The 20,696-nt window shown below is 41.2% G+C and carries 21 protein-coding genes; 20 read left to right on the forward strand and 1 reads right to left on the reverse strand.

Annotation, left to right across the window (positions count from 1 at the left end; genetic code table 11):
- The first annotated feature begins 2 nt into the window (after positions 1 to 2).
- The 6 genes from dhaK (at position 3) to ADH51_RS06350 (ending at position 4,865) form a co-directional block, all read left to right on the forward strand.
- Positions 3 to 992 (forward strand): dihydroxyacetone kinase subunit DhaK, encoded by a 990-nt coding sequence (gene dhaK, locus ADH51_RS06325; protein ID WP_048675273.1) that lies wholly within the window; start codon positions 3 to 5, stop codon positions 990 to 992.
- Positions 993 to 1,023: 31 nt separating this feature from the next.
- Positions 1,024 to 1,599: a dihydroxyacetone kinase subunit DhaL gene (gene dhaL / locus ADH51_RS06330; protein WP_048675277.1), complete on the forward strand. Its 576-nt coding sequence runs from the start codon at positions 1,024 to 1,026 to the stop codon at positions 1,597 to 1,599.
- 3 nt (positions 1,600 to 1,602) lie between these two features.
- On the forward strand, positions 1,603 to 1,977 hold the full coding sequence (dhaM, locus tag ADH51_RS06335) for a dihydroxyacetone kinase phosphoryl donor subunit DhaM (protein ID WP_048675279.1): 375 nt from the start codon (positions 1,603 to 1,605) through the stop codon (positions 1,975 to 1,977).
- Positions 1,978 to 1,990: 13 nt separating this feature from the next.
- Positions 1,991 to 2,974 (forward strand): Gfo/Idh/MocA family protein, encoded by a 984-nt coding sequence (locus ADH51_RS06340; protein ID WP_048675281.1) that lies wholly within the window; start codon positions 1,991 to 1,993, stop codon positions 2,972 to 2,974.
- A gap of 152 nt (positions 2,975 to 3,126) precedes the next feature.
- Positions 3,127 to 4,218 (forward strand): glycerol dehydrogenase, encoded by a 1,092-nt coding sequence (locus ADH51_RS06345; protein WP_048675284.1) that lies wholly within the window; start codon positions 3,127 to 3,129, stop codon positions 4,216 to 4,218.
- Between the two features lie 302 nt (positions 4,219 to 4,520).
- Positions 4,521 to 4,865, forward strand: coding sequence for a hypothetical protein (locus ADH51_RS06350; RefSeq protein WP_002885337.1), 345 nt, complete (start codon positions 4,521 to 4,523; stop codon positions 4,863 to 4,865).
- Positions 4,866 to 5,086: 221 nt separating this feature from the next.
- Here the strand turns inward: ADH51_RS06350 and ADH51_RS06355 are convergent, their stop codons facing one another.
- Complete coding sequence (locus ADH51_RS06355) at positions 5,087 to 6,571, reverse strand: DUF1846 domain-containing protein (protein ID WP_048675286.1); 1,485 nt, start codon at positions 6,569 to 6,571, stop codon at positions 5,087 to 5,089.
- Between the two features lie 221 nt (positions 6,572 to 6,792).
- On the opposite strand from ADH51_RS06355, the gene ADH51_RS06360 reads away from it, so the two are divergent.
- The 14 genes from ADH51_RS06360 (at position 6,793) to ADH51_RS06425 (ending at position 20,519) form a co-directional block, all read left to right on the forward strand.
- Positions 6,793 to 8,052: an ABC transporter permease gene (locus tag ADH51_RS06360; RefSeq protein ID WP_048675289.1), complete on the forward strand. Its 1,260-nt coding sequence runs from the start codon at positions 6,793 to 6,795 to the stop codon at positions 8,050 to 8,052.
- A 15-nt stretch (positions 8,053 to 8,067) separates the two neighbouring features.
- The gene (locus ADH51_RS06365) at positions 8,068 to 8,700 is read left to right on the forward strand and encodes an ABC transporter ATP-binding protein (protein WP_014632914.1); all 633 of its coding nucleotides are present in this window, start codon (positions 8,068 to 8,070) and stop codon (positions 8,698 to 8,700) included.
- A 13-nt stretch (positions 8,701 to 8,713) separates the two neighbouring features.
- A complete protein-coding gene (locus ADH51_RS06370) occupies positions 8,714 to 10,090 on the forward strand; it encodes an ABC transporter permease (RefSeq protein ID WP_048675292.1) in 1,377 nt (458 codons plus the stop codon).
- A gap of 71 nt (positions 10,091 to 10,161) precedes the next feature.
- Positions 10,162 to 10,815, forward strand: coding sequence for a response regulator transcription factor (locus tag ADH51_RS06375; RefSeq protein WP_009731294.1), 654 nt, complete (start codon positions 10,162 to 10,164; stop codon positions 10,813 to 10,815).
- Positions 10,812 to 12,116, forward strand: a complete 1,305-nt coding sequence (locus tag ADH51_RS06380; protein ID WP_048675296.1) for a sensor histidine kinase — start codon at positions 10,812 to 10,814, stop codon at positions 12,114 to 12,116. Before ADH51_RS06375 ends, ADH51_RS06380 begins: the two co-directional genes overlap by 4 nt.
- Positions 12,117 to 12,344: 228 nt before the next feature.
- Complete coding sequence (gene dexB / locus ADH51_RS06385; protein ID WP_048675299.1) at positions 12,345 to 13,955, forward strand: glucan 1,6-alpha-glucosidase DexB; 1,611 nt, start codon at positions 12,345 to 12,347, stop codon at positions 13,953 to 13,955.
- Positions 13,956 to 14,066: 111 nt separating this feature from the next.
- Positions 14,067 to 15,068, forward strand: coding sequence for a UDP-glucose 4-epimerase GalE (galE, locus tag ADH51_RS06390; RefSeq protein WP_048675301.1), 1,002 nt, complete (start codon positions 14,067 to 14,069; stop codon positions 15,066 to 15,068).
- Between the two features lie 133 nt (positions 15,069 to 15,201).
- Positions 15,202 to 16,044, forward strand: coding sequence for an aldo/keto reductase (locus ADH51_RS06395; protein WP_048675304.1), 843 nt, complete (start codon positions 15,202 to 15,204; stop codon positions 16,042 to 16,044).
- A gap of 131 nt (positions 16,045 to 16,175) precedes the next feature.
- Entirely contained in the window at positions 16,176 to 16,391 is a 216-nt protein-coding gene (gene relB / locus ADH51_RS06400; RefSeq protein ID WP_048675307.1) for a type II toxin-antitoxin system RelB family antitoxin, read from the forward strand.
- On the forward strand, positions 16,381 to 16,635 hold the full coding sequence (locus ADH51_RS06405; protein WP_048675310.1) for a type II toxin-antitoxin system RelE family toxin: 255 nt from the start codon (positions 16,381 to 16,383) through the stop codon (positions 16,633 to 16,635). Before relB ends, ADH51_RS06405 begins: the two co-directional genes overlap by 11 nt.
- Positions 16,636 to 16,779: 144 nt before the next feature.
- Positions 16,780 to 17,466, forward strand: coding sequence for a YoaK family protein (locus tag ADH51_RS06410; RefSeq protein WP_004182263.1), 687 nt, complete (start codon positions 16,780 to 16,782; stop codon positions 17,464 to 17,466).
- A 90-nt stretch (positions 17,467 to 17,556) separates the two neighbouring features.
- Entirely contained in the window at positions 17,557 to 18,189 is a 633-nt protein-coding gene (locus tag ADH51_RS06415; RefSeq protein ID WP_048675313.1) for a nitroreductase family protein, read from the forward strand.
- A 187-nt stretch (positions 18,190 to 18,376) separates the two neighbouring features.
- Positions 18,377 to 19,669: a PTS sugar transporter subunit IIC gene (locus ADH51_RS06420; RefSeq protein ID WP_048675316.1), complete on the forward strand. Its 1,293-nt coding sequence runs from the start codon at positions 18,377 to 18,379 to the stop codon at positions 19,667 to 19,669.
- Positions 19,656 to 20,519 (forward strand): alpha/beta hydrolase, encoded by an 864-nt coding sequence (locus ADH51_RS06425; protein ID WP_048675319.1) that lies wholly within the window; start codon positions 19,656 to 19,658, stop codon positions 20,517 to 20,519. The genes ADH51_RS06420 and ADH51_RS06425 overlap by 14 nt, the downstream gene beginning before the upstream one ends.
- Positions 20,520 to 20,696: the final 177 nt, after the last annotated feature.

Below are 20,696 nucleotides of genomic sequence, written 5' to 3' on the forward strand. Positions count from 1 at the left end.
CCATGAAAAAAATTATCAATAAACCTGAAAATGTAGTGACAGAGATGCTAGATGGCTTGGCTTATGTTCACAGTGATTTGGTACATCGTGTTGAGGGGTTTGACATCATCGCAAGAAATGAGCAGGCTGCTGGTCAGGTTGGTCTCATTTCTGGTGGTGGAAGTGGTCACGAGCCAGCTCACGCAGGTTTTGTAGGTGATGGTATGCTTTCTGCAGCCATTGCAGGTGCTGTCTTCACGTCACCAACGCCAGATCAGATTTTGGAAGCTATCAAGGAAGCGGACCAAGGAGCTGGTGTCTTCATGGTTGTTAAAAATTATTCTGGCGACATCATGAATTTTGAGATGGCTCAAGAATTGGCTGAAATGGAAGGCATCGAGGTTGCTAGTGTTGTTGTAGACGATGATATTGCTGTGGAAAATAGCCTCTATACACAAGGTCGTCGTGGGGTTGCAGGTACTATTTTCGTTCACAAAATCCTAGGTCATGCGGCTCGTGAAGGTAAGTCTCTGGCTGAAATCAAGGACTTGGCTGATAAGATTGTTCCTAACATCCACACCATTGGTTTGGCCCTTAGTGGTGCGACGGTTCCTGAGGTTGGTAAGCCTGGTTTTGTCCTAGCTGAGGATGAAATTGAGTACGGTATTGGTATCCATGGTGAACCAGGTTATCGTAAGGAGTCTATGCAGCCATCTCGCCAGTTAGCTGAAGAATTGACAGGGAAACTCCTTGAAGCCTTTGAGGCTAAGGCAGGTGAACGCTATGCCCTTCTCATCAATGGTATGGGTGCGACACCTCTCATGGAGCAGTATGTCTTTGCTAACGATGTAGCAAGCATTCTTGGAGAAGTTGGACTAGAAGTGGCCTATAAAAAATTAGGTAACTACATGACATCGATTGATATGGCAGGTCTTTCATTGACGCTCATGAAGATTGAAAATGACGCTTGGCTTGAGGTTCTGGAGAGTCCTGTTAAGACCATCGCTTGGTAGTCTGACATGAAAACTAGAAATTAGGTATATTATGGATAAAACAGTTGCAGAAAAATGGATGCAAGGCTTTGATCAAAAGGTTGAAGCAGAAAAAGACCACTTGTCTGAATTAGACGGTCCTATTGGAGATGGTGATCATGGTGCTAACTTGGCGCGTGGTATGGCGGCAGCCATTGAGGCTATTAACAGTACTGAACCACAAAGTACGGCAGAAGTTTTTAAGGCAGTGTCTATGGCCTTGATTAGTAAGGTTGGTGGTGCTTCAGGTCCGCTTTATGGGTCTGCATTTATGGGCATGATGAAGGCTGAACAAGCTGGTCAAGATTTGGCAGGAGTGCTTGAGGCAGGTCTCGAGATGATTAAAAAACGTGGCCATGCACAAGTTGGTGAAAAGACCATGGTGGATGTTTGGCACCCAGTTGTTGAAGCTGTCAAACAAGGTCAATTAACCAATGACCTTATTGATCAAGCTGTTCTTTCAACCAAGGAAGTTGTGGCTACCAAGGGGCGTGCCTCTTATGTAGGTGAGCGTTCTATTGGTCACATTGATCCAGGCTCTTATTCGTCTGGTCTACTCTTCAAAGCCTTGCTAGAAGCGGAGGGCTAGGATATGCCAGAACTTGGAATTGTGATTGTGTCCCACTCTGCGGATATTGCTAAAGGTTTGGTGAGCCTGATTCGTGAAGTCGCTCCAGATATCCCTTTGACGGCTACAGGTGGTCTGGAAGATGGTGGCTTGGGATCTAGTTTTGACCATGTCCAAGTGGCTGTGGAAAGTCAGCCAGCCAACCGACTCTTGGCCTTTTACGACCTAGGTAGTTCCCGTATGAATTTGGAAATGCTTGAGGAATTTTCAGACAAGGAAATCCTTATTCAACAGGTACCTCTCATTGAGGGGGCCTATGCGGCTTCAGCCTTGCTTCAGGCAGGAGCGAGTGAGGTTGAAATCTTATCTCAGATTAATGAATTGACCATTCAAAAATAGAAAAAGGAAAACTATGACAAATCAAATTAAGTACAACTGGGCTAGTCTTGGAACTGGCGTTATTGCCAACGAATTGGCACAAGCCTTGGAAGCTCTTGGCGGGAAACTCTATTCCGTAGCCAATCGTACCTACGACAAGGGAGTGGCCTTCGCTGAAAAATATGGCATTGAAAAGGTTTATGAAGAGATTGACCAAGTCTTTGAAGACCCTGAAGTGGATATTATCTATATCTCAACGCCTCATAATACGCATATTAATTACCTTCGCAAGGCCTTAGCAGCTGGCAAGCACGTCCTCTGTGAAAAATCCATCACCCTAAATAGTGAGGAATTGGCAGAAGCTATTCAACTGGCCGAAGAAAATCATGTCAAACTGGCAGAAGCCATGACCATTTTCCATATGCCTATCTATCGAAAACTCTCTGAAATCGTGGAAAGTGGTAAGCTAGGACCTCTCAAGGTCATCCAGATGAACTTCGGTTCTTATAAAGAATATGACATGACCAACCGCTTTTTCAATCGTAATCTGGCAGGTGGTGCTTTGCTTGATATCGGTGTTTATGCCCTTTCCTTTGTACGTTGGTTCATGACGTCGCAACCGACAGAGATGGTTTCACAGGTTAAATTAGCTCCAACTGGTGTTGATGAACAAGCGGGTATTCTTCTTACCAATGCAGAAGGGGAAATGGCAACGGTGACGCTAAGTCTTCACGCCAAACAGCCTAAACGTGGTACTATCGCCTATGACAAGGGCTATATCGAACTTTATGAATACCCACGTGGGCAAAAGGCGGTCATCACCTATACGGAAGATGGCTCACAAGAAGTCATCGAAGCAGGAGAAACCGCTAAAGCCCTCCAGTATGAGGTCCTCGATATGGAAGCAGCCGTTGCAGGCGAGGATGATCGTACCTACCTCAATTACAGCCGAGATGTCATGGACCTCATGACTCAACTCCGTAAAGACTGGGGTTTGACCTACCCAGAAGAAGAGTAGGAGTTTTGAAAACAGAGTAAAAAATTAGACTTATGTACTGACTCCAAATAGATATGCTGTCAATTAAAGTGAGTTTTTAGCTCTATATTCCATAGAAGTAAGGTCGTTTAATTGATTCTATATAAATACATTTATGTCAAAGGAGAAAGACTATGAGAAATTTTGCAAGTCCGTCACGTTACATTCAAGGTGAAAATGCCTTATTTGAAAATGCAAAAACCATTTTGGAACTAGGAAGTCATCCTGTACTATTGTGTGATTCAGTAGTTTATGACATTGTGGGTCAACGTTTCGAAGAATACCTCGTTCAAAATGGACTTAAAGTTGTTCCAGTCTTCTTTAATGGTGAAGCTTCAGATAATGAAATTAATCGTGTGGTAAGTTTGGCCAAAGAAAAGGGCTGTAATTTAGTCATTGGTTTAGGTGGTGGTAAGACTATTGATAGTGCTAAAGCCATCGCAGATCTTCTTAAATCACCAGTAGTGATTGCTCCTACCATTGCATCTACAGATGCTCCGGTTTCAGCCTTGTCTGTTATCTATACGGACGAAGGTGCCTTTGAACGCTACATCTTCTATTCTAAGAACCCAGAATTAGTTTTGGTTGATAGTAAGGTTATCTCTCAAGCGCCAAAACGCTTGCTCGCTTCTGGTATTGCAGATGGCTTAGCAACTTGGGTAGAAGCTAGGGCAGTTATGCAAGCAAATGGTAAAACCATGCTAGGCAAACACCAAACACTTGCTGGTGTTGCCATTGCTGAACGCTGTGAAGAAATCCTTTTTGCAGATGGTTTACAAGCCATGGCTGCCTGTGAAGCAAAAGTGGTAACGCCAGCCCTTGAAAACATCATTGAAGCCAATACCCTTCTCAGTGGTATCGGATTTGAAAGTGGTGGCTTGGCTGCGGCTCATGCTATCCATAATGGTTTCACAGCCCTCACTGGCGATATTCACCATTTGACTCATGGTGAAAAAGTAGCTTACGGAACTCTTGTACAATTGTTCCTAGAAAATCGTCCAAAAGAAGTTTTGGATAAATACATTCGTTTCTATCAACAAATTGGCATGCCAACCACTCTTAAAGAAATGCATCTTGAAAATGCAAGTTACGAAGATCTTCTCAAGGTTGGTCAACAAGCAACAATCGAAGGAGAAACTATTCATCAAATGCCATTTGAGGTGAAAGCTTCTGATATTGCGCAAGCCATCGTTGCTGTAGATGCTTATGTTCATGGATTAGCCTAAGTAAATTTGCTCTTTTGTAGGGAAAGTGCCACCATTCCCGTATAGGAATATTATCCCCCTCAGGCACTTATCCCAACAGGATAGACAAATTGTTATAGGAAAGGGTTCAGTTCTATATTAGATAGGACTGTGCCCTTTTTACTATTTAAAATCCAATATTTCCAAAGTCCCTCAAAGCGTTTTAAGAACTTTTGAAAACATAAACCATTTTCAAGAAATCCTGATTTAACAGTCATTTCACTTGTGTAAGCGTTTTAAAAAGTGTATAATATAGGTGGAAAGATAGGAAAAGGAGATGGCTAGTGGCTAGTATAACAATTGAAGCGAGCAAGGTAGCTAGAAAGAGTCCTATTCGCGTAGACAGTAGTCTTGTGGGGACAGTTTCTGGAGTGGAAGACGTGAGCGTTTCCCTACCATCGTCGAAAGCTCGTTTGAGTGTCGGAAAGTTGGGTTACAAGTCTAACACCATTACTGTCGAGGACGGACAAACCGTTCGTGTTACTAGCAATTTTCTAAATCGCTTTATAGCGATAGCGCCATTGTTACTTTATCTTGTTGGAGGTCGTTACCTCCCACTTGTTGCTGTCCTATCTACTATAATTTTGCTTTTTAGCTTACCTTTTCTCAAGTTAGAAATCGTAGGCTGATTAGAATCGGGAGTGGCTTAGCCCTCTGTTTGATACCTTTAACTCACTTTTTCATAATAATGCTAGGCCACTCCCTTTTCATTGGGAACGGGTCGAGACGAAAGAGTGGGTTATCAAAAAGGGAACTCGATAGAGTTTCCCTTTTTTCTTTCTCAATCTAAAGTCATTTCTAAAAGACCCCAGTTGGTAAAACTGAGGTCTTTCTTGTTTTAAATCATGAATTACTTACGGTACAATTTGTCGTATTGATAGTAAGGATCGAAGGTCACATTGATACCGAGCTTACGAAGAACATTTTTGTCTTCATCGGTAAGAATGATTGTTGAGTGAGCTTCAGAACCTTTGAGGTTACCAAGTTCCTCCATGGCACGCGCCGCATCCGCATTGTTGGCAGCTGTAATGGCCAAGGCGATAAGGATTTCGTTTGAGTGGAGGCGAGGGTTACGGCTACCTAAATGGTCAATTTTCAGACCTTGGATAGGTTTAACCACCTCAGGCTCGATAAGTTTAGTATCCTTATCAATACCTGCAGAAGTCTTGATAGCGTTGATTAAAGCAGCCGCAGTTGGACCAAAGAGTTCTGAATTTTTACCAGTGACGATTTGACCATTTGGCAATTCGAGGGCAAGAGCAGAACCACCTGTTTCTTCAGCCTTAGCGCGTGCTGCAACGACCACTTGGCGATCTTCAGGAGTAATGCCAAGATCGTTCATGAGCAACTCAATCTTTTTGACAGCGGTCTCAGGAACACGTTCATTTTTGAAATCAAGGACGGTTTGATAGTAGCGACGGATAATCTCTTGTTTGGAAGCTTCTTTGGCAGCCTCATCATCCGTAATGGCAAAACCAACCATGTTAACACCCATATCTGTAGGTGAAGCGTAAGGTGACTCACCAAGGATGCGCTCAAGCATACGTTTGAGGACTGGGAAAATCTCGATGTCACGGTTGTAGTTTACCGTAGTTTTGCCATAAGTTTCCAAGTGGAATGGGTCAATCATATTGACATCATCAAGGTCGGCAGTGGCAGCTTCATAGGCCAAGTTGACTGGGTGATGAAGTGGCAAATTCCAAACTGGGAAGGTTTCAAATTTTGCATAACCTGATTTGATGCCATTGATTTGGTCGTGGTACATGTTAGACATACATGTTGCCAATTTACCAGAACCAGGACCAGGAGCTGTAACGACGATAAGGTTACGGCTGGTCTTGATATAGTCGTTTTTCCCCATACCTTCAGGAGAAATGATATGGTTCATATCCGTCGGATAGCCCTTGATTGGGTAGTGGATGTAAGACGTGATGCCATTTTTTTCCAATTGGTTACGGAAAGCATCGGCTGCAGGTTGACCTGAATACTGCGTAATAACAACAGAACCCACATAGATATTGAGCTCGTTGAATTTATCAATCAAACGAAGGACTTCTTGGTCGTAGGAAATGCCAAGGTCACCACGAGCCTTAGAGTGCTCGATATTGTTAGCATTGATGGCGATAACCACTTCAACCTGATCTTTAAGCTCTTGAAGGAGCTTGATTTTATTGTCAGGCTCATAACCAGGAAGGACACGAGCAGCGTGGAAATCTTCCAACATTTTACCACCAAACTCCAAGTAGAGTTTCCCGTCAAACTGGTTAATACGCTCCAAAATATGGTCGCGTTGCAGATTCAAATACTGTTCAGAACTAAAAGCTTGTTTCTTCATAAATAAAAATACCTCTGAGAAAAATTATATCAAATGCCGAAGGTAAATGCTATTAGCGAAAGTCGATTTGTTGGAGAAAAAGAGTTTAAAGTCAATCATGATTAGAATATTTAATTTCATAAAGGTTTCACATTTGTCGTCTATAATTAGAATAAGAAATTAAAGCATCCTCACTTATCTTTGGTATAGCTGAGGGCTAATGTCTTAAATGGAGGTGGAAGATGGTTCTCTTACAACAGGCAACTGCTTATATTTTTCGCAAAAAAACGCGGAATTTTATCCTTTTTCTCATTTTATTTTTGATATTATCTTGCTTGTATTTTTGTTTCTCTCTTATGCAAGTTGGTGGAGGAATGAAAGCACAAATCAGGAAGTCAAGTGGGGCAAGTTTTGCTCTGGTAAGTAAAGAAAGAGGCAGTGCATTTTCCTGGAAAGAGGGGGAAAAGATTAGTCATCTATCTGATGTGATGACAACGATACCTGAATATATAAGCCCAGTACGACTAATCGATAAGAAGGTCGTTACAGGAAAACAAACGGTGGAACGTGATGACCTTGATAATGAGGCTAATCAAGCCTTGGGGGCCACTTTCACTAAGGGAACAGGGCAAAGTGTTGATTTTAGGAGTGGTGCTTTTCAACTCCTTAAAGGGAAGCACTTATCTGCTAAAGGGCAAATTATGATTCATGAATCGCTTGCTAGGAAAAATAAGCTAAGCGTCGGAGACAAGCTGACCTTGTCCAATTTCCAGATGACTGAAAGTGGAGCTAGGGAAATGGGCTTTGATATCGTTGGTATTTTTTCTGGCAAGAAGGAGGAGACATTTACTGGAATGTCCTCAGATTTAAGTGAAAATCAAGTCTTCCTCCATTATGAGGACTCTAGCCAGCTGCTTAATTTGACTGATAAGTTAGTGACAAAATTATCCTTTGGTATTAAGAATCCAGATAGAATCGACCAAGTCATAAAACAAGTGGAACAATTAGATATCGATTGGTATCGTCTACGTTTGGACCAGGACCGAAAGGCTTTTGACTCCTTGAAGGAATCGTCTCAAGCGCTACAAGAAATAGTCAGAACGATGATGATTAGTTTAATTGTTACAGGAGCAGGTATCCTCTCGTTTTTAATGGCACTATGGACGCGTGAGAGAAATCATGAGATAGGTATTCTTTTAGCAATTGGGAAGAGCAAGGGACGCATTTTTGCTCAATTTCTTATGGAGATATTGTTGGTGTCCCTTATGTCTTTGTTACCAGCCCTTGCTATTGGACGACTACTAAGTCGACTGTTTTTGCAAGAATTTATAGGACAGCAAGGACAGCAGCAGGCTCTTCAGTTATTAGATCAAATTCCTCAGGGACTACCCTTAGGGCTATCTTATCTATGTCTTCTAGTCTTGGTAATATTATCGCTCGGTGTGACAACAGGTCTCATTTGGCGCAAAACTCCAAAAGAAATCTTATCTAATATGAGTTAAGGAGAAAGGAACACTATGTTAGAACTCAAAGATGTTACGTATAGTTATCAAAATAAAAGTGAAGCTATCTTCTCGAAGGTGAATTATCGTTTCGAGAAAGGTAAATTTTATAGTATTATTGGGCAATCTGGAGCGGGAAAAACGACCTTACTTTCCCTTTTGGCAGGTCTTGATTATCCCAAGAAGGGGCAGGTCTTGTTTAACGGAGAAAATATCAAGAAAAAAAGCTCTAGTTATCATCGTAGACACCATGTTGCGCTTGTTTTTCAAAATTACAATCTCATTGATTATCTTACACCTTTAGAAAATGTACGACTTGTTAATAAAAATGCTGATAAGAAGATACTTTCTGAATTGGGATTAGATGAAAAACAAATTAATCGAAATGTCCTGCAACTTTCAGGTGGGCAACAACAACGCGTAGCTATTGCACGGGCTTTGGTTTCAGAGGCTCCGATTATCTTAGCAGATGAACCGACAGGAAATCTAGACGACGAAACTGCCAAGGATATTATTGCTATCCTTAAAAGAATGGCCTTAGATCGCCAAAAATGTGTTATAGTTGTCACGCACAGTAAGGAAGTTGCTCAGGCATCTGATGTGGTTTTAGAGTTGAAGAAGAAACAACTCATAGAAAAGAAAAAATAAAGAAAGGACTCTTATGTTTCGAAACGCTTTTGCATATATTACACGAAAATGGTCAAAGTCACTATTACTGTTAACTATTATTCTTTTGATGAGTACTCTTAGTTTGTTAGGACTTGCTATGCGAAGTGCAACCCAAGAAGCTGCATCCAAGAGTCTAGGGGCAATTACCAATAGTTTTTCAATGCAGATTAATCGTAACACGAATCCTGGAACTCCTCGAGGGGCTGGAAATCTTAAGGGAGAAGATATTAAAAAGATTAGTGAGACTAAAGGAATTGTTTCGACTATTAAACGGATAAATGGTATTGGTGATTTACTAGATTATGAGATTATTGAAACAGAGCAAACGCTACAAAATCAATCGCCAGAACGTGCTAAAAATTTTAAGTCTACCTTGATGTTGACAGGAGTCAATGACTCATCAAAAGAAGATAAATTTGTTTCAGGTGCTTATAAACTAGTTGAAGGAGAACATCTAACCGATAAGGACCATAATCAAATCTTGATGCACGAAGGTTTAGCTAAAAAGAATGGTCTTAATGTAGGAGATAAAGTAAAGCTTAAATCTAATCTCTATGATGCTGATAACGAAAAAAGGGCTGATGAAACAGTAGAAGTGACTATCAAAGGTTTATTTTCTGGTCAAAATCAAGCCGCCGTTACCTATGCTCAGGAGTTGTATGAAAACACCCTCATCACTGATCTAGACACAGCAGCAAAACTCTATGGTAATACCGTAGAAACTGCCACTTATGAGGATGCCACTTTCTTTGCTAAAGGCGATCAAAATCTTGATTCCTTGATAGCAAAGATTCAAAAGTTGGACATTAACTGGACACTCTACGATCTTGTTAAGAGTTCATCAAACTACCCTGCTTTACAGGAATCTATTCTTGGGATGTATCGTGTGGCAAATCGTATGTTTATTGGAAGTCTCATTTTTACAAGTTTATTGCTAACCCTTCTGTTGATTTTATGGTTAAATGCTCGTCGTAGAGAAGTTGGTATCTTTTTGGCCTTGGGACTTAAAAAGACACAGGTTGCGGGTCAATTTTTAATAGAATTGCTGATGATTGCCTTACCAGCCTTTCTTTTGTCATATGGTTTAGCTAGTTTCTTTGCCGAAAAAGTTGGTAATACAGTCCTTTCCAATGTAACAGAAGGTATCAATAAGCAAATGACCAAAGAATCTCTAGCTGCAAATCTTGGTGGAGGGGCTGAGGCAGAAAGCTTCAGTAAGACTCTAACTCAGATTCACATGACAGTGCAACCTAAGCAACTTTTGGTAGTCATTCTAGTCGGTGGATTTATTTTAAGCTTGGTATCCTTGATTTCTTCTCGCTGGCTTCTTCACAAGAAACCCAAGGACCTCTTAGTTGATGTTGAATGATAAGTTTGCTGCACCTATAAAAAACGGTATAATGGAAGAAAGAGACCATATATAGATTAAAAGGATAATGTATGAAGATACTAATCGTAGAAGATGAAGTCCTGATTCGCGAAGGGATGAGCGACTATCTCATGGAATGTGGCTATGAGGTCTTTGAAGCAGGCGATGGGCAGGAGGCCCTGGACCTCTTTCACAGAGAGGCGCCGGATCTGGTCTTGCTGGACATCCAGCTCCCTATCCTCAATGGATTGGAAGTGCTCAAGACCATCCGGAAGACCAGCTCAGTCCCTGTCCTCATGCTGACGGCCTTCCATGACGAGGACTATAAGTTGACGGCCTTTGGAGAGTTGGCAGATGGCTACCTGGAAAAACCCTTTTCCTTGTCCCTCTTGAAGGTCCGCATCGAAGCTATTTTTAAAAAGCTCCAGCCTTCACGGGTCTTCACCTATGGAGAGGCACGGGTGGATTTTGAGAGCTATACAGCCAGCCTAGCTGGTCAAGCTATCTCCATGAATGCCAAGGAGTTGGAAATCTTGGAATACCTGCTCCAGCATGAAGGCAAGGCCCGGACCCGATCTCAGATCCTTGATGCCGTCTGGAAGGAGACTGAGGAGATACCTTTTGACCGGGTGATTGATGTCTATATCAAGGAACTACGAAAAAAACTAGAGCTGGACTGTATCGTTACGGTACGCAATGTCGGCTATAAATTGGAGAGACCATGACCAAACGGAGTATCTTTGCAAAGATCTTTCTGATCACCTTTGCCCTTTTTAGTGGCTTAGTCATCCTTCTACACGCTTCGGTTTACTTTATTTTTCCATCGACCTATATCGAGTCCCAGCGTCAGACGATTTTGAAGAAATCAGAGGCCCTGGCTAAGAGTTTACAAGGTCAGGAAGAAGGGACCATTGAGTCCGTCATCGACCTTTATTCCAAGACCAATGATATCAAGATTTCTATCAAGGGCAAGGAAAAACAAAATGCCATAGAGGTCAAGGATGACCTACTCGTAAACCCTGACAGCCAGAATAATTCCCTGGTCATTGAAGAGCGAAAAATTCGGACTAAAGAAGGACAAGACTTAACCTTGCAATTCTTAGCGACCGTCGATTCGCAAAAGGAAGCGCGAGATATCAGTCTGGTCTTTCTTCCCTATACACTCCTTGCTTCTTTTGTTCTGTCGCTGATTGCATCCTATCTCTATGCCCGCATGATTTCTTCTCCAATCCTTGAGATCAAACGGATGACCAAGCGGATGAAGCGCCTGGATCGGACAGCCAGTCTCCCCATTGACTCGCAGGATGAGATCGGCGTCCTCAAGCAACACATCAACGACCTCTATCACCACCTTTTAGAAGTGATCGACAATCTAGAGAAGCAGAAACAGGAAAATCTGAAGTTGGAGCAGATGAAGGTCGAATTTCTAAGAGGGGCTTCGCATGAACTCAAGACGCCTCTAGCTAGCTTGAAAATTATCCTAGAAAATATGCGAGATAATATTGGTCGCTACAAGGATCGGGACCGCTACCTATCGGTCTCCCTCGATATCGTCGATGAGATGAACCAGATCGTCCTGGAAATCCTGTCCCTATCTTCTATCCAAGAATTAGGTGGTGAAAAGGAGTGGATCCAGTTAGATGATGTGGTAAATCGCATACTCACTCAAAATCAAGTGTTGGTTGAGACTCGCTCCCTATCAATTGAAAATTATCTTCCGATAACTAGTATTTTCATGAATTTAGCTATTTTGAAATTGGTTCTCTCAAATATTATCAGTAATGCCGTCAAGCATTCTGATAAGGGTGGAGTAATTCGAATAGGTTTAGAAAATGAAGGAACTGATTTTGTCATTGAAAATACGATTGTATCTAAAGAAAATACTCCAACTAAAGTTCAGTCTAAGAAAGAAGGAGGATTAGGCCTTTTTGTGGTTAAATACCTTCTAGAGCATGAGGAACTTAGCTATAGATTTGAAGAAAGTTCCACGGGGAGACGCTTTGTTATGGTCTTGCCCAAAAAGTAAAAAGTGACGGTTGAGGCATTAACTATCGTTTTTTTGTATTGTTAAAATAAGCAAAGGCTAACCTTTCATTTTAAGTCTATTATTTCTCAACATTACTAAAATTTAAGGAGTCTGGAGTATAGGTCATTGAAATGTTTTTAACAAAAAGAAAACGTTTGCATAACTCTGATAAAAATGTAAAATAGAACTATCAGACTCACGATGATAATAAATACGAGGAGTAGAATCATGCAAAAATATTGGTGGCACAAGGCTACAATTTATCAAATTTACCCCAAGTCGTTTATGGATTCCAACGGTGATGGAATCGGTGACCTCAAGGGGATTACCAGTAAACTAGATTATCTTCAAAAACTCGGGATTACAGCTCTTTGGCTTTCTCCTGTTTATGATAGTCCTATGGATGACAATGGTTATGACATTGCTAACTATGAGGCTATTGCGGACATTTTTGGGGATATGAACGATATGGATGAGCTTTTGGTGGAGGCTAAGAAGCGTGATATCCAAATTATCATGGACTTGGTGGTCAACCATACGTCTGATGAGCATGCTTGGTTTATCGAAGCGAGTGACAATCCAGAAAGTCCTGAACGAGATTTCTATATCTGGCGAGATGAGCCTAATGAGTTGGTATCTATTTTTAGTGGATCAGCTTGGGAATATGATGAGACCTCAGGTCAATATTATCTGCATTTCTTTAGTAAGAAACAGCCAGATCTCAACTGGGAAAATCCACTGTTGCGGCAGAAAATTCATGATATGATGAATTTCTGGATTGATAAGGGAATCGGCGGTTTTCGCATGGATGTGATTGATATGATTGGTAAGATTCCAGATCAACTGATTGATACAAACGGTCCAAAACTTCACGATTATATTAAGGAGATGAACCAGGCGAGCTTTGGAAAGCATGATCTTTTAACCGTTGGAGAAACCTGGGGAGCAACCCCTGAAATTGCTAAACAGTATTCAAATCCAGATAATCAAGAACTTTCCATGGTTTTCCAGTTTGAACATATTGGACTTCAGCATAAGCCAGATAGTCCTAAATGGGAGTATGAGAAAGAGTTGGATGTTTCAGCACTTAAGACTATTTTTAATAAGTGGCAAACCGAGTTAGAGTTGGGACAAGGGTGGAACTCACTTTTCTGGAATAATCATGATCTGCCTCGTATTCTTTCAATGTGGGGAGATACTGGTGTCTATCGTGAGAAGTCAGCCAAGGCCTTAGCTATCCTCCTTCATCTCATGAGGGGCACACCTTACATTTATCAAGGTGAAGAAATCGGCATGACCAATTATCCTTTTAGAACTTTGGAAGAATTGAATGACATTGAATCTCTCAACTATGCCAAAGAAACTCTCGAAAAAGGAGTATCGCTAGAAGTTATCATGGACCAAATCTGTCAGGTGGGTCGTGATAATGCTCGAACACCAATGCAATGGGATGAGTCTAAAAATGCTGGATTTAGCACAGCGGATAAGACTTGGTTACCTGTTAATCCAAACTATAAGGACATAAATGTTAAATCAGCTCTAGAAAATCCAGATTCAATTTTTTATACCTATCAGAAACTGGTTGAGCTTCGCAAAACACAGGATTGGTTGATTGATGCTGACTTTGAACTCTTGGAAACTGCCGATAAGGTCTTTGCCTATATCCGTAAGACTCAAGATAGCAGCTATCTAGTTGTAGTTAATCTATCAGACCAAGAACAAGACTTTTATTATGATTTTGATGGTATTGAAGTTATCATCGCAAATACCGAACTGAAATCAATTGCAGAACAAAGCAAGCTCCAAGCCTGGGATGCCCTTTGTGTGAAGGTGAGATAAAAAGTGGTTGTCAACCCACGGTTGACGACCTCTTTTTAATCTATAATCAAGTTAGTCTCATAGACTAGAATTATGTTATAATAATAGAAAAATAAGAAAAAGGTAAATTTTATGGCAATCTTAGTTTTAGGTGGGGCTGGTTACATCGGTTCTCACATGGTGGACCGTTTGGTTGAAGCGGGTCAAGAAAAAGTCGTTGTCGTGGATAACTTGGTGACAGGTCACCGTGCGGCAGTCCATCCAGACGCTGTATTCTACGAGGGGGACTTGGCAGATCAGGACTTTATGCGTAAGGTCTTTAAGGAAAATCCTGATGTCGATGCGGTTATTCACTTTGCGGCTTACTCACTTGTGGCTGAGTCTATGGAAAAGCCACTCAAGTATTTCGACAATAACACTGCTGGTATGGTGAAGTTGCTTGAGGTTATGAACGAATGTGGTGTCAAATACATTGTCTTCTCATCAACAGCTGCGACTTATGGTATTCCTGAGGAAATTCCAATCCTTGAAACCACACCACAAAAGCCAATCAATCCTTACGGTGAAAGCAAGCTCATGATGGAAACCATCATGAAGTGGTCAGACCAAGCCTACGGCATCAAGTATGTCCCTCTTCGTTACTTTAATGTGGCGGGGGCTAAGCCTGACGGTTCTATCGGTGAGGACCATGGTCCTGAAACCCACCTCTTGCCAATTATTCTCCAAGTGGCTCAAGGTGTTCGTGAGAAAATCATGATTTTTGGTGACGACTACAATACTCCAGACGGAACTAATGTTCGTGACTACGTGCATCCATTTGACTTGGCAGATGCCCATCTTTTAGCAGTGGAGTATCTCCGCAAAGGTAATGAGTCAACAGCCTTCAACCTCGGTTCTTCAACTGGATTTTCAAACCTCCAAATCCTTGAAGCAGCTCGTAAGGTAACAGGTAAGGAAATTCCAGCTGAGAAAGCTGATCGTCGTCCTGGTGATCCAGATACATTGATTGCATCATCTGAAAAGGCCCGTACGGTACTAGGCTGGAAACCACAATTTGACAACATCGAAAAAATCATCGAAAGTGCCTGGGCATGGCATTCAAGCCATCCAAAAGGCTATGATGATAGAGATTAATTATAAGGGATAGAAGCTCCATCTGGTCACAAACTACCATTTGGAGTTTTTTCCTACACATCGTAGCAAATCTTTGCATTTTTATCTTATATTTTTTAAGATAATTCTGTTACAAATTGAAAAGGAGAACAGGATGGAAACATATACACTTTCAAATGGCGTTACGATTCCTAAAATCGGTTTTGGGACTTGGCAGATTCCAGAAGGGGAAGAAGCTTATAACAGCGTTAGTTTCGCACTAAAGGCGGGTTACACACATATTGATACAGCGCAAATCTACGGTAACGAGGTTTCTGTAGGTAAGGCGATTGCTGATAGCGATGTGGCGCGTGAGGATATTTTCCTAACAACAAAACTTTGGAATGACAAGCACGATTACGAATTGGCTAAAGCCTCTATCGACGAGTCACTTGAAAGATTAGGTGTGGATTATTTGGATCTTTTGCTCATCCACTGGCCAAATCCTAAAGCTCTTCGTGAGAATGATGCTTGGAAGGCTGGCAACGCAGGCGCTTGGAAGGCAATGGAAGAAGCCTACAAAGATGGTAAGGTTCGTGCTATTGGGGTGTCTAACTTTATGCAACATCACCTCGAAGCTCTCCTTGAAACGGCTGAAATTGTGCCACATGTCAACCAAATTCTCTTGGCTCCAGGTTGTGCCCAAGAAGACTTGGTTGCCTATTGTCAAGAACGTGACATTCTTCTTGAAGCCTACAGTCCACTAGGTACTGGTAGCATTTTTGGAAATGAAGAGGTTGAAGTAGTGGCTGAACGTAACGGAAAATCTGTTGCTCAAGTTGCCCTACGTTGGAGCCTTCAAAAAGGTTTCTTGCCACTACCTAAGTCAGTGACACCAAAAAATATCGAAGCCAACTTGGATATCTTTGACTTTGATTTGTCGGAGGAAGATATGGCAGTCTTGGATAAGATTCAAGGCATCAAGACTCAGGATAATCCTGACACCGTTAATTTTTAATAGAATAGAAGCAACTCGTGAGGGTTGTTTTTTTATTGTTTTACGAATAAGAGTATGAACCTATTATCAAAATTGACAAGAAGGAGGAGAGGTAATACAATGGTGTTACAAAAGAGAACGAGGTTAAGGATATGACAACAATTACATTGAAGGTTTCAGAAGCAGATAAGAAGTTCATGCAGGCAATTGCGAAATTTGAAGGCGTATCTTTGTCAGAATTAATTCGTACCAAGACTTTAGACGCCATTGAGGATGAATACGATGCTAGAGTAGCCGATTTGGCATTAGAAGAATATGAAGACTATCTTGAAAACGGTGGGGAGGTGCTAAATTGGGATGACCTATAAGATGGTACCAACCCCTAAATTTGCCAAAAGTTTTAAAAAGTTGGATCCTTTTGGCAGAAAACAAATTAAGGCTTATCTCAATCGTGTCACAGATAATCCAAGAGCTAAGGGTAAGGCCTTGGTTGCCAATCGAACTGGACAATGGCGCTATCGTATTGGTGCCTATCGTGTTATTGTCAATATTCAGGATAATGAACTCATCATACTTGCCCTCGAAGTCGGTCATAGACGTGATATCTATTAGCATCAAGACTCAGGATGATCCTGACACAGTTAATTTTTAATAGGATAGAAGCAACTCGTTAGGGTTGCTTTTTTATACTGTGTGTGCTCGAATTTGCTATAATAAGGCTATCATATCAATTACTATTAGAAGGGAAGTTATGCTATGGAATCGCGGAACCTTCTTCCTCAAAATACACGTCTGATGGCTAATTTGTTGAGTTTCTCGGGAGGGGCTTTGGATGTCTTTTGTCATATGTACTATCATAGTTTGGTTGCTACACAGACTGGGAATATCCTTCTCTTGGTCGCTGACTGGCAGAACAGTAGTATGTACTATAACTTGTTGCGTTGCTTTTCAATCTTATTCTTTTCTTTAGGCTTTCTTTTTGGCATGTGGTTTAAAGACCAGCGTAAGAATGCCTATTGGCGAGTTTATGGTCTGCTTCCACTTTGTGTGATGACAGCTATCCTGCCTTTTCTACCTTCAAATGCCTTGATTGAGCTCCCGATTATCGCTTTTTCTGCAGGTATCATGATGAAGACTTTTACTGGCAGTCAGATTGAGAATCATCCCTTCGTGATATTTATGACCTCAGGAAATTATCGAAGGATGTTAACGGCCCTCTATTATGCCATTCAGGGAAGTGGTGATCAGAGAGAATATCGTCGTCAGGCTGTCAATTATAGCTTTATCGTAGGGAGCTTTGTCGTTGGCGCTATCGTCTCAGCCGTTCTGATGCATTTTGTACACCTTAAGTCAATCTGGGTAATCACACTCAGTCTTATTACCATCATGGTTTACTATTCATCTGAAGTGAAACGGCTAGGGCTCAAGGAAACTAATCTTTAGTCGTCTGTAGCAAATATTTTTGATAACAATTGTCTTGTGTTATAATTTTGATTATATTATTTTCATTTAATCAAAAAAAGGAGACATAAGATGCCTGTAGTAAGCAATGATTTTTCAGATATCGTTTATAACCGTCGTTCCATTCGTAATTTTGATCCATCTGTTAAGATTCCGCGAGAAGAACTGTTGGAAATCCTAGATAAAACTGTCACAGCACCATCATCAGTTAACATGCAACCTTGGCGTTTTGTCGTCGTTGATAGCGAAGAGGGCAAGGAAAAATTGACACCTTTCGTCAGCTACAATGGTTTGCAAAATAAAACATCATCAGCCATGGTCCTTATTTTTGCCGATTTGAAGAGCCAAGAAAGAGCTGAAGATATCTACGGTAAGGCTGTTGCTCAAGGAAAAATGCCTGAAGAAGTCAAAGAAAAACAACTGTCAAGCATTGTGCCAATGTATGAAAATGCTCCTCGCGAAATGATGAATGAAATTGTCCACATCGATGCTAGCCTTGCTGCCATGCAGTTGATGTTGGTCGCTCGTTCTTATGGTTATGATACCAACGCTATCGGTGGTTATAAAAAAGATGGGCTTGCCAAAGCCTTTGGACTTGATGAAGACCGTCATGTACCAGTTTTGCTCATTGCTCTTGGGAAAGCCAATGAAGAAGGCTTTGAGTCTGTTCGTCTGGATGCTTCTGATGTGACGACTTTTGCTTAATAAATAATTGACCGTAAGTCTCGGAAGTGGAGGCTTACGGTTTTTTGTATTAAAAGATAGCTAAGTGTTTTTAGTAAGATTAGGTAGTTGCTTTAACCCATGATTAAGGTAAGTCCTTTTCCTTTGTGTTATAATGAAGAAAAACGTTGAATGTAAAGTTTATTTTGCCTTTTACTAGGAGTCTTTTATGACAAACTATTTGGTCCAGAGGTTTCTCTGGTTTCGTGAGCGAGGCTTTGTCCAAATTACGCAGAAAACTTTGGTTTCGCTCTTTCCCTTTTTCCTATTTTCAGGAATTATTCGGGTGATTTCACTATCTGTCTTTTCGGAGCTTGGTTATATTAATCAATTGTTTTCAGTTTCTGACTGGTTACCGGCCTTTAAGATAACTGGGCAGGTGCTCATTAATCTTTCCAACTTTCTTGGTGGCTTAGCTGGGCCCTTATCAACCTACTTTGCAGGAAAATACACAGCTGGTCACTATGGTAGAAGTACTGGTACAGCTGGTGTGACATCCCTTTTGGTTAGCTTAATTATAGGATCGCAGGAGCTGTTGCTGTCACCGCTAAACGATGGTGTTTTGACTCGCATCAATTTACCGGCTTCAATCAACATTATGTTGGCTATCTTTGTGGGCTATCTGGTTGGCCAGATTTTTCGCTTTTCAAGAGCTAGTGATGATCAGATTGTGGACAAGGACTATATTTATCAACCAAAGACCGTCCGTCCCATTTTTTTGTCACTCATTTTAGCTATTGGACTTAACATTCTCTTTGTGATTGGAGAGCAAGATAATGTTTTTCTGACGATTAGGCAGGTTACCTCTACCTTTACTGTAACTGATAATCACCTGTTCTCAACCTTTATGATGGGACTTTTGAACACTTTTTCTGCTTGGATTGGAAATAGTCAGGCTTTTGCCCTAAATTCAATTGCCGAGGATAGTTTTGCCTTGGAAAATTTGACCTATGCTGTTTCCCATCATACGACGACTGGGCTTCCCCACCTTTACACACTAACAAATCTTTATCATAGTTATGGCTTGGTTGCTGGCATTGGCTCAGGGCTAGCCCTCTTGGTGGCTCTGCTTTTAGCATCAACCAGTTATAAGGATAAGAAGGTGAGTCTTCTAAGTGTCTTTCCTAGTCTCTTTAACAATGGTGCTCCATTTATGGTGGGGATACCAGTCTTGCTTAATTTAGTTTATTTGGTTCCTTTCCTACTGGCACCTATAATCAATATGGGCATTGCTGCGGTGGCCTTGGCTATTCATCTTATGCCAGCTGCGGTTTATCCAGTTCCAGATGGTACACCAAGTCTTCTTTTCGCCTTTATCGGAACTGGGGGTAGTTTACGAGCTCTTGCTGTCAGTCTGCTCTGTTTTGCAGTCGACATTGTTATCTTTATTCCATTTGTGCGTCTGTCTAATAAGGTGCAACACGGTTTGAAAGAGGAAGGAGAAAGCATTGAAACTAAATAAAAAAACTAAGTTGGTCTTTATCCTTGTTGCTTTCTTTCTCATTGGGCTAGCCGTCCCATCCTATAGTTGGACCAGGAAAAATGTCAAGGAAATAGAGACTTTCTATAATTCAAAATTGTCTCCCATTATCATGATTCCAGGGAGCTCCGCTACGGAAAATAGATTCGACGGCCTAGTACGTAAACTCAATCAAGACCGTCGTGGTGTCAAGCATAGCCTTCTCAAAGTCAAGGTTTGGAACAATGGTCGTATCACATTTGAGGGCAAAATCAAGGCTAAGGACAACGAACCAGTCATTGTTATCGGTTTTGAAAATAACAAAGACGGTTATAGTAATATCAAGAAACAGGCTAAGATGATGAATCAGGCCTTTGAAGCCTTGCAGAATAAATACAATTTCAATAATTTTAAAGGTCTGGCTCATTCCAATGGTGGTCTGATTTATACAGCCTTTATTGAAAATTATCTGAGTGACTATGATGTTAGGATTAACTCACTCATGACTATCGGGACGCCCTATAATTTCACTGAAACCAATATCAAAAATAAATCAGTCATGCTTGCGGATTTCATAGCTGGTAAGAAGAATATTCCGTCCACCCTACATGTCTATTCGGTAGCAGGGACTATCACTTATGATTCGGACGAGTTGGTGCCTGATGCCAGTGTGTCCGCTGGAAAATATATCTATCAGAACCAAGCAAAGAGCTATACTGAAATTACGGTTACAGGTGAAGATGCTCAGCACTCGGACTTGCCAACCAATGATGAAGTTGTGGATCTGGTCAAACAGCATATTGAGGGGCAGGGTGTCCGTAAGAAACAAAAGACTAAGCTAGAACCTCAGTAACTGAGAATAATATCATTTATCAGTTCTAGTTGTTTATCATCAAACACAATCAGATAGAGTCTGTCATGGCTCTATCTTTTTTAGTGATAAGATTGACTCTTCAAGTTGTTGTAACTCCTTGTTTTACAACTTTCTTTTTGTTATAATCAAGTAAAATAGCAAAGAAGAATGAGAGGT

This window comes from Streptococcus sp. 449_SSPC (assembly GCF_001073005.1).
GTDB lineage: Bacteria > Bacillota > Bacilli > Lactobacillales > Streptococcaceae > Streptococcus > Streptococcus salivarius_F.